This is a genomic window from Burkholderia sp. E168m15, assembly GCF_016586105.1.
Taxonomy (GTDB): Bacteria; Pseudomonadota; Gammaproteobacteria; order Burkholderiales; family Burkholderiaceae; genus Burkholderia; species Burkholderia orbicola.
Window position 1 is genome coordinate 39285 of sequence record NZ_BCPO01000060.1, and the last position, 8397, is coordinate 47681.

At 64.7% G+C, this 8397-nt stretch carries 10 protein-coding genes; 7 read left to right on the forward strand and 3 right to left on the reverse strand.

The genetic code is table 11. From position 1 onward, the window contains the following. Positions 1 to 34 precede the first annotated feature (34 nt). Positions 35 to 523: an NUDIX hydrolase gene (locus JMF86_RS09740; protein WP_201316972.1), complete on the forward strand. Its 489-nt coding sequence runs from the start codon at positions 35 to 37 to the stop codon at positions 521 to 523. Positions 524 to 614: 91 nt separating this feature from the next. Continuing rightward, positions 615 to 1064: an acetyltransferase gene (locus tag JMF86_RS09745; RefSeq protein WP_011549566.1), complete on the forward strand. Its 450-nt coding sequence runs from the start codon at positions 615 to 617 to the stop codon at positions 1062 to 1064. Positions 1065 to 1145: 81 nt separating this feature from the next. Here JMF86_RS09745 and JMF86_RS09750 read toward each other — a convergent pair whose 3' ends face one another. Further along, positions 1146 to 1769 carry a 2'-5' RNA ligase family protein gene (locus tag JMF86_RS09750; RefSeq protein ID WP_011694311.1) on the reverse strand — a complete coding sequence of 208 codons (624 nt, stop codon included), beginning with the start codon at positions 1767 to 1769 and terminating at the stop codon, positions 1146 to 1148. A gap of 124 nt (positions 1770 to 1893) precedes the next feature. Here JMF86_RS09750 and JMF86_RS09755 point away from each other — a divergent pair, with 124 nt between their 5' ends. Further along, positions 1894 to 2511 carry a PolC-type DNA polymerase III gene (locus tag JMF86_RS09755; RefSeq protein ID WP_041489536.1) on the forward strand — a complete coding sequence of 206 codons (618 nt, stop codon included), beginning with the start codon at positions 1894 to 1896 and terminating at the stop codon, positions 2509 to 2511. A gap of 70 nt (positions 2512 to 2581) precedes the next feature. Here JMF86_RS09755 and JMF86_RS09760 read toward each other — a convergent pair whose 3' ends face one another. Beyond that, the gene (locus JMF86_RS09760; RefSeq protein WP_201316973.1) at positions 2582 to 3928 is read right to left on the reverse strand and encodes a PLP-dependent aminotransferase family protein; all 1347 of its coding nucleotides are present in this window, start codon (positions 3926 to 3928) and stop codon (positions 2582 to 2584) included. Positions 3929 to 4061: 133 nt separating this feature from the next. Between JMF86_RS09760 and JMF86_RS09765 the strand changes: the two genes are divergently transcribed. The 4 genes from JMF86_RS09765 to JMF86_RS09780 all read left to right on the forward strand — a co-directional run bounded on the left by JMF86_RS09765 (position 4062) and on the right by JMF86_RS09780 (position 6783). Further along, on the forward strand, positions 4062 to 4466 hold the full coding sequence (locus JMF86_RS09765; RefSeq protein WP_011549562.1) for a VOC family protein: 405 nt from the start codon (positions 4062 to 4064) through the stop codon (positions 4464 to 4466). 34 nt (positions 4467 to 4500) lie between these two features. After that, a complete protein-coding gene (locus tag JMF86_RS09770; RefSeq protein ID WP_011549561.1) occupies positions 4501 to 5130 on the forward strand; it encodes a LysE family translocator in 630 nt (209 codons plus the stop codon). 54 nt (positions 5131 to 5184) lie between these two features. Further along, a complete protein-coding gene (locus JMF86_RS09775; RefSeq protein ID WP_011549560.1) occupies positions 5185 to 6030 on the forward strand; it encodes a PhzF family phenazine biosynthesis protein in 846 nt (281 codons plus the stop codon). 177 nt (positions 6031 to 6207) lie between these two features. Further along, positions 6208 to 6783, forward strand: coding sequence for a DinB family protein (locus JMF86_RS09780; protein WP_011549559.1), 576 nt, complete (start codon positions 6208 to 6210; stop codon positions 6781 to 6783). Between the two features lie 155 nt (positions 6784 to 6938). On the opposite strand, the gene guaA is transcribed toward JMF86_RS09780, so the two are convergent. Continuing rightward, positions 6939 to 8397 (reverse strand): glutamine-hydrolyzing GMP synthase (gene guaA / locus JMF86_RS09785; RefSeq protein ID WP_201316974.1); only part of this gene is annotated, 1459 nt, incomplete at its 5' end.

Here is an 8397-nt window from a genome sequence, read left to right on the forward strand (position 1 = left end):
CCGCGTTCGTTCGAACCGACAGGTAGGCGCGACCATGTCCGCAACCGGCACGTCCGCAACCGGCAACGCTACCCCCTTGCGCCCCATTCCCGCCGTGATCGGCATCGTGCTGCGCGAACGCGACGTGCTGCTCGTGCGCCGCGCGAATCCACCCGATGCAGGCTGCTGGGGCTTCCCCGGCGGCAAGATCGAGCCGGGCGAGCCGCTCGCGGATGCGGTCGTGCGCGAAATCGCGGAAGAAGCGACGGTCGACGTGGAAGCGCTCGACGCCTTTACCGCGCTGGACGCGTTCGATTACGATGCGCACGGCGTCGTGCGCCAGCATTTCGTCATGGTCGCCGTGCTGTGCAGATGGCTGCGCGGCACACCGGCCGCCGGCGACGATGCGCTCGACGCGCGCTGGTTCGGCATCGACGAACTCGACCGCGACGATTTGCCGATGAGCGCCGGCGTGCGCGACATCGCGCGGCGAGCGATCGAGCGGGCGGCGGTGCCAGGCAACGCGCGACCGCCATCCGGCTGACACACCGCTGTCGCTTGCGCATCACCGCGACGCGTTCGCTCCGTCACGACGCCCGCTACCCGCCGAGCGCCAGATCACCACCCGTCAAACCATGATCAGAATCCGACAATCCACCGAGGCCGACGGCACATACGTTCTGGACATCTGGCGCAACGCCGTCGATGCCACGCATCACTTCCTGAGCGACAACGACCGTCGCGCGATCGAATCCGAAGTCGTCGCATTTCTGCCGGGCGCGCCGCTCGATCTAGCCGTCGACGAAACCGATCGCCCGATCGGTTTCATGCTGCTCGACGGCGGCCACATGGAAGCGCTGTTCGTCGATCCCGCCCACCATGGTGCGGGGGTCGGGCGGCGGCTGGTCGAAGAAGCGCTCAAGCGCCATTCCAACTTGTCGACCGACGTCAACGAACAGAACGAGGCGGCTGCGGGATTTTATGAACGGCTCGGATTCGAGCGCTGCGGGAGATCGGCACTGGATGGACAAGGTCGGCCTTATCCGCTGATTCACCTTCGTTATCGCGGTGGCGATCGGGACTGAGCCGGCGTCCCGACGAGAACGGGACGCTGTACCGGCCCGGTCCGGATGCGCTGAAACGGCACCGCACTTGCGGCATCGCGATCACCCCGAGGCGCTGCCGGTCCTCAGCGGCCAGCGCCCCAATACGTCGTAGTGCGACTTGCCGAGCCAGCTATCGATCAGGACGAAGTCGAACACGGTCCAGGTAATCGGCTCGATCCGATACTCATCGGGCCTCTGTGCGCCATACAGCAGCGTCACGTGCGGGGTGAAACTCGAGGGGAAAACAGGCACGCCTACCCTTTTCAACGCGTCTCGCAACTGCCGCCGAAAATCGATCAAGTCTTCCAGACCGGCCTTCCCCGTCAGCACCAGCGGCTGACGACCGGACCGCCTGTTGAAGCTGATGATCTTGTCGAACCTCACCGAGAAAGACGGCACTTCCATGCGATCCGCGACCGCGCGGGCTCGTGCAAGCGTAGCGCCCGGCACGTAAGCGAAGTCGCCTAGCGAGCCCAGCGTGATGTGCAGACGCTCGGTGTCCACCGGGCTGTCCTTCTCCTGCTGCAAGCTTTTGGCGACACCGGCAATGCGCGCGGCCGTGGCCGTGTCTGGCATCACGGCGAAAAAGAAGCGGTGCACGGGAGCCGGCGGCGGCGCATCGAATCCGGGTAGCGTCAGTTGAGTCACGGCAGCATGTCCGACTGGCGTGGAGCGAAATTTCATTATCGTCAATCGGTAGCCGGCCCGCTCGCTGCTCACCGCTAGACGAATCCGCCGTTCACACGCCTGAAGATGCTACCCTCTCGGCCACACTCGACACCCTCTGATGACGCCCCCGAATTCAACCATGCAAACCGTCGCGGTACTGGACTTCGAAACAACCGGCCTGTCGCCGAATCTGGGCGACCGTGCAACCGAAATTGCCGTCATCCTGCTGCGCAACGGGCAGGTCGTCGACCGTTTCCAGAGTTTGATGAATGCCGGCCGACGCATCCCGTCCGATGTCGTTGCGCTCACCGGCATCACGAACGACATGATCGCGACGGCGCCGCCGGCGTCCGAAGTCATGAAGGAAGCGGCGGCGTTCGTCGGCAAGCATGCGGTCGTGGCCCACAACGCCGGTTTCGACAAACGCTTCTGGCAGTCGGAACTCGGGATGCTCGGCATGTCGGCCGACCATGCGTTTGCGTGCACGATGCTGGTGGCGAGACGAATCTACCCGGACGCGCGGAGTCACCGCCTGTCGAGCCTCGCCGAGATGCTGCGGCTGCCGCAAACGGGTCGTGCGCACCGCGCGATGGTCGATGCGGAGATGGCCGGCCATCTGTGGTGCCGGTTGCAGCAGGATATTTCGCGGACTTACGGGCTGGATCGCATCGATCACGCGCTGATGTCGCGTGTTCAGGCGACGACCAAGGCGAAGGTGCCGATGTACTTGCGTTCGCTCGTGCGCGCGCACGCGTGAGCAATTCACGCACTGTGTAAACGCAAAACGGCTTGGCAACATCCAAGCCGTTTCTTGTACCCCGGCAGCGTCAGGCACGCTGCTTCATCAGCCCGGCCAGCAGTGTCAGCGCTTCCGTCAGATCGTCGAACGACGGGCCGCCGAGGCAAAGTCGAATCCCGCTCGCCCGATCTTCCGGGTTCACCATCATGGATTCCGGAGGAGTCAACTTGATACGCATCGCCGCGGCAGCGGAGGCGAAACGAATGGCGGCGTCACGCTCCATCGGCAGCCACGCGTTGTAGGCGCCGGGATGCGAGACCAGTTCGCCCGCGCCGAGCAGCGCGATGGCCAGACTGGATCGACGCCGCGCCTCATGGTGCAGGTCCCGCTGGATCGATGAGATGACGTCGGCGGCCAGCCATTCCTCGATCACTGCGCAAGAGAGCGGCGACGGCGCCATCGGCAGGTCCCGCAGCGCGTCTTCCGCGGCATCGTCGAATCCGACCGGCAGTGCGAGCACGCCGATCTGCAAACCGGGGCCAAGCGATTTGGACAGCCCGTTCACATGAAAGGTGATCTCGGGCGCCAACGCCGCAAGCGGCGGCGAAGCCGATTCGGCCGGCGCATAGACGCCGTCCTCGATGATCCACGCGCCCGCCCGGCGGCAAATATCCACGATGGCCTGCCTGCGTTCCGTGCTCATTGTCGCGGTGGTCGGATTGTGTAGCGTCGGTGTGAGATAGACCGCCTGGTTGCCGGTCGATGCGGCGCCGTCGAGTGCGTCCGCCAGTGCCTCCGGCGCCATCCCTTGCGCGTCGGTCTCCATGCCGCGCATCCGATATCCGTTGCGCCGAGCCAGCGCGATCGCGCCCGGATAGGTGATCCGCTCGGTCAGAAGCAGCCCTTGCGAGCCGCACGCAAGATCGAAGGCCAATGACAGCGCCTGGCGGGCGCCGCTCGTGAGCACCAGATGCGACGGTTCCACCATCAGGCCCAGCGTTTCGAGCCAGCGGGCCAGCACACGTCGGTGCTCCATATGCCCGGCGGCCGGTGCATAGAGATTGAGATGGTCCGCATCGATCTTGCGTGCGATCCCCGTCAGTGTTCGCGCCAGCAAGCGCGCGTCGAGCATGGCTGGCGGCACATTGGACGAAAGGTCGATCTGGCGATCATGGTGCGCCTGGCGGATCGCCACAAAGGTTCCGCGCCCCTTGATGCTGCGCGTCAGGCCTCGCCGTTCAAGCGCGGCATAAGCCTTCGTCACCGTGCCAAGCCCGATCCCCAGTTTCAACGCGAGATCGCGATGAGCGGGCAGTCGGTCGCCTCCCGTCAGCCGCCCTTCGACGATGTCGTCGGCCAGGGCGAGCACCAACCGCTCGGCGGTATTCGCATCGATGTCGGCAAGCCGTGGTGACCAGGGGGATCGCAGGAGCATGTTTGCCGCCCAGATATTAGTGTCACGTGACACTATTTATGAAAACAACAAGCGTAACATGCGCGATGTGATCGGATGAAGTCATGCATTTCTGGAGGCGCCTGATCGCCATGACGGGCGCGTGGAGAGTCGAATGTTCAGCCATGTAACCGTTGGCGCGCGTGATCTTGGGCGGGCAGGCCGTTTCTATGACGCGGTGCTCGCTCCGCTCGGACTGAAGCGTCGCGTCGTCACGTCCGATGGCGGGCCGCCGGCCCTGTGCTGGGTAACCGGTCAAACGCCGCTGCCGCGCTTCTATGTCTACCTTCCTTACGATGGCAAGCCGGCGACCATCGGCAACGGCAGCATGGTCGCCTTTCTCGCCCCGTCGCAGGAAGCCGTGAACACGGCCTACGCGAAGGGTCTCGAGCACGGCGGGACGGACAACGGTGCGCCCGGGTTACGCCCCCGCTACGGTGACGGCTACTACGGCGCGTATCTGCGCGACCCTGACGGGAACAAGGTCCATATCGTTCATCGCGGGGATCTCCAGCCGTGACGCTGGAGACACTCGCCTCTCTGGAGAACCTCGAATGATCGCCAGTCAGATCGCACTCGTCTACGGCACCTATCTCGTCGCCACAGCCAGCCCCGGGCCGAGCAACATGGCGATCATGGCAACAGCGATGCGTGACGGCCGTCTGCCGGCCCTCGTGCTGGCCGCCGGCGTCATCACGGGCTCGCTCTTCTGGGCGATCCTGGCGGCGACCGGCGTTTCCGCCGTGCTGGCGGCCTATGCCGAGGCACTCGTCGTGATCAAGATGGTTGGCGGTGTCTATCTGCTCTACCTGGCGTTCCGCACGGGCAGGTCGGCGCTGAAACCGGGCCCCGGCTTCGCGAAGATGGAACCCGGACGCCCGACACCGCCCTATCGGCGACTCTACCGTCAGGGCATTCTCATGCATATCGGAAACCCGAAGGCGGTTCTGGCCTGGATGGCCATCATGTCCCTCGGGCTTCAGGAACACGCGTCCGGCGGCACCTTGCCGGCGATCATCGGCGGTTGCGCGCTCCTCGGCGTCATCGTGTTTGGCGGTTATGCGGTCCTCTTCTCGACCGCTCGGATGATCGCCGTGTATGCCCGCCTCCGGCGCTGGATTGAAGGCACGCTATCCGCGGTGTTCGCCGTTGCGGGAGTCAACCTGCTTGCCTGGCAACGTTGATATCCCGGCTCGCCGGCGCCGTCACGAACTGATCTGAATTGAAAGAGCGATGTCATGAGCTTTGCGATCCATATGGTCGACGTCTTCGGCGCCGAACCGCTTTCGGGCAATCCGCTGGCGGTCGTCATCGGTGCCGACGCCCTGGCAACGGATGACATGCAGCGGCTGACGCGGTGGTTCAACCTGTCCGAGACCGCGTTTCTGTTGCCGCCCACGCATCCCGAGGCGGACTACCGGGTCAGGATCTTCACGCTGGACAGGGAGATGCCTTTTGCCGGGCACCCGACGCTCGGCAGTTGCCATGCGTGGCTCTCGACTGGCCGCGTGCCGAAGCGCGCAGCGGAAATCGTCCAGGAATGCGGAGTCGGGCTGGTTCCGATCCGACGCGATCACGAGCGGCTTTCGTTCGCCGCCCCGCCGCTGATCCGCTCCGGCGCGCCGACCCACGATGAATTGGACCGGGCTCGGCGACTGCTGGGGATCGAATCCGGCGATATCCTGGATGCCGCCTGGATCGACAATGGCCCCGGATGGCTGGGCATCAGGCTGGTATCGGCGCAGACGGTGCTTGCGCTCGATCCGCTCCGCAGTTGGCCCGGCCGGATCGATGTCGGTGTGATTGGCCCTCATGCAACGGGCGGCGATGCCGCCTTCGAGGTTCGCACGTTCTTCAGCGACCATCTGGGCGCTATCGTCGAAGACCCGGTCACCGGCAGCCTCAATGCTTCAATGGCGCAGTGGTTGTTCGCGACGGGTGTAGTCGAGGACGACTATGTCGCCGCCCAGGGGACACGCGTCGGCCGCCATGGCCGCATTCATTTGACCCGCGACGCGGCTGGCCAGATCTGGGTCGGCGGCAGGACGCGCACGCATGTCGAGGGCCGGCTCCAAGGCCTGTGAACAGGCAAACGAGAAAGCGGCAACCTGATGTTCGGGCGGGCTGGCGCACGTGACGCCCGTCCGGGTCGCGCCATACGCCGAGCAGCTTGCGCGCAGGACTACTACCGGTGTGGCACGACGACACCGGATCAACCCGAGCATTGTTCCGACGTTCGAAACCACGCAAGGAGTTTCAGCATGTCTGCCCTCCCGCAGAACCCGATTGCGCCATCCGGAACTACCGATCGCATCACACTGCCCGCCTCGGCAGCAGACACCTTGAGCATGCTGGTGCGCTACAAGTCCTGGGCGAACGGACTGACGTTCAAGAGCGTGATGGACCTACCGGCTGGCGAAGCCCTTCGGCAGAGACCAACGCGGTTCGGAAACATGGTGCATACCTTGAATCATGTCTATGTAGTCGACGACATTTTCAGACATCATCTGCAAGGAAAGAAGCACACCTACACCTCGCGCAACACCGACCACACGCCTGCAGTTTCCGATCTCTGGAACGCGGTTCAGGAAATGGACCGCTGGTACGTCGAGCTTGTCGACAACTGGTCGGACGAGGATCTCGCGACAGCCATTCGTTTCGAGTTTGTGGGTGGGGGAGAAGGCGTCATGACCCGCGAGCAGATCGTGCTGCATGTCGTCAATCACGCGACCTATCACCGCGGCTTTGTCGGCGACATGATGTATCAGGTGCCTTTTGTGCCGCCGTCAAATGATCTTCCGGTATTCATCAGGGATCACTATCGCGACGCTCGGTGAGCGCCCGGTCGCTGGCCCGGCGCTCACCCGCCACTTGTCTCGTCCGACGCCAGCCTGTTCCGCCGGACGCCGGCCGCCATCGATAGCCGCCGCAACACATTGCTTCGTTACCGCAGTTTTTCGATGGCTGGCGCTAGTCCCCGAAGGACGTCAATTCACTCCCACTCGATCGTCGCCGGCGGCTTCCCCGAGATGTCGTACACGACCCGATTGATCCCGCGCACTTCGTTGATGATGCGATTCGACGCGCGACCGAGCAGCGCATACGGCAGATGCGCCCAATGCGCAGTCATGAAGTCGGTCGTCTGCACCGCGCGCAGCGACGTCACGTAGTCGTATGTCCGCCCATCGCCCATCACGCCGACCGACTTGACCGGCAGGAACACCGCGAACGCCTGGCTCGTCAGGTCGTACCAGCTCTTGCCGACGTCGGCCTCGCCGCACAGGCCGGCAGCCGCGTCCTGCGCGGTCGCGGTCGTGTTGCGCAGTTCCTCGATGAAGATCGCGTCCGCGCGGCGCAGCAGCTCCGCGTATTCGCGCTTCACTTCGCCGAGAATTCGCACGCCGAGGCCCGGGCCCGGGAACGGATGGCGGTACACCATCTCCGGCGGCAGGCCGAGCGCGACACCCAGCTCGCGCACTTCGTCCTTGAACAGGTCGCGCAGCGGCTCGAGCAGCTTCAGGCCGAGCGTTTCCGGCAGGCCGCCGACGTTGTGGTGGCTCTTGATCGTCGTCGCCTTCTTCGTCTTCGTGCCGCCCGATTCGACCACGTCCGGGTAGATCGTGCCCTGCGCGAGCCACTTCGCCTTCGACAGCTTCTTCGCCTCGGCCTGGAACACCTCGACGAACTCGCGGCCGATGATCTTGCGCTTCGCTTCCGGATCGGTCACGCCGGCCAGATGGCCGAGGAACTGGTCGGATGCGTCGACGTGCACGACCTTCGCATGCAGGCGGCCCTCGAACATGTCGAGCACCATCTTGCCTTCGTTCAGGCGCAGCAGGCCGTGGTCGACGAACACGCAGGTCAGTTGATCGCCGATCGCGCGATGGATCAGCGCGGCCGCGACGCTCGAATCGACGCCGCCCGACAGGCCGAGAATCACTTCCTCGTCACCGACCTGCTCGCGGATCTTCGCGACGGCTTCCTCGATGTGGTTCTTCATGATCCAGTCGGGCTTCGCGCCGGCGATCTGCAGCACGAAGCGCTCGATGATCTGGCGGCCCTTCACCGTGTGCGTGACTTCCGGGTGGAACTGCACCGCGTAGTAGCCGCGCGCCTCGTCGGCCATGCCGGCGATCGGGCAGCTCGGCGTCGACGCCATCAGCGCGAAGCCCGGCGGCAGCTCGGCCACCTTGTCGCCGTGGCTCATCCAGACCTTCAGCATCCCGTGGCCTTCGGCCGTCGTGAAATCCTCGATGCCGTCGAGCAGGCGCGTATGGCCGTGCGCACGCATTTCCGCGTAGCCGAATTCGCGATGGTCGCTCCACTCGACCTTGCCGCCGAGCTGCACGGCCATCGTCTGCATGCCGTAGCAGATGCCGAGCACCGGCACGCCGAGATCCCACACGGCCTGCGGCGCGCGCAGTTGATGGTCTTCGTACGTGCTCGCGTGG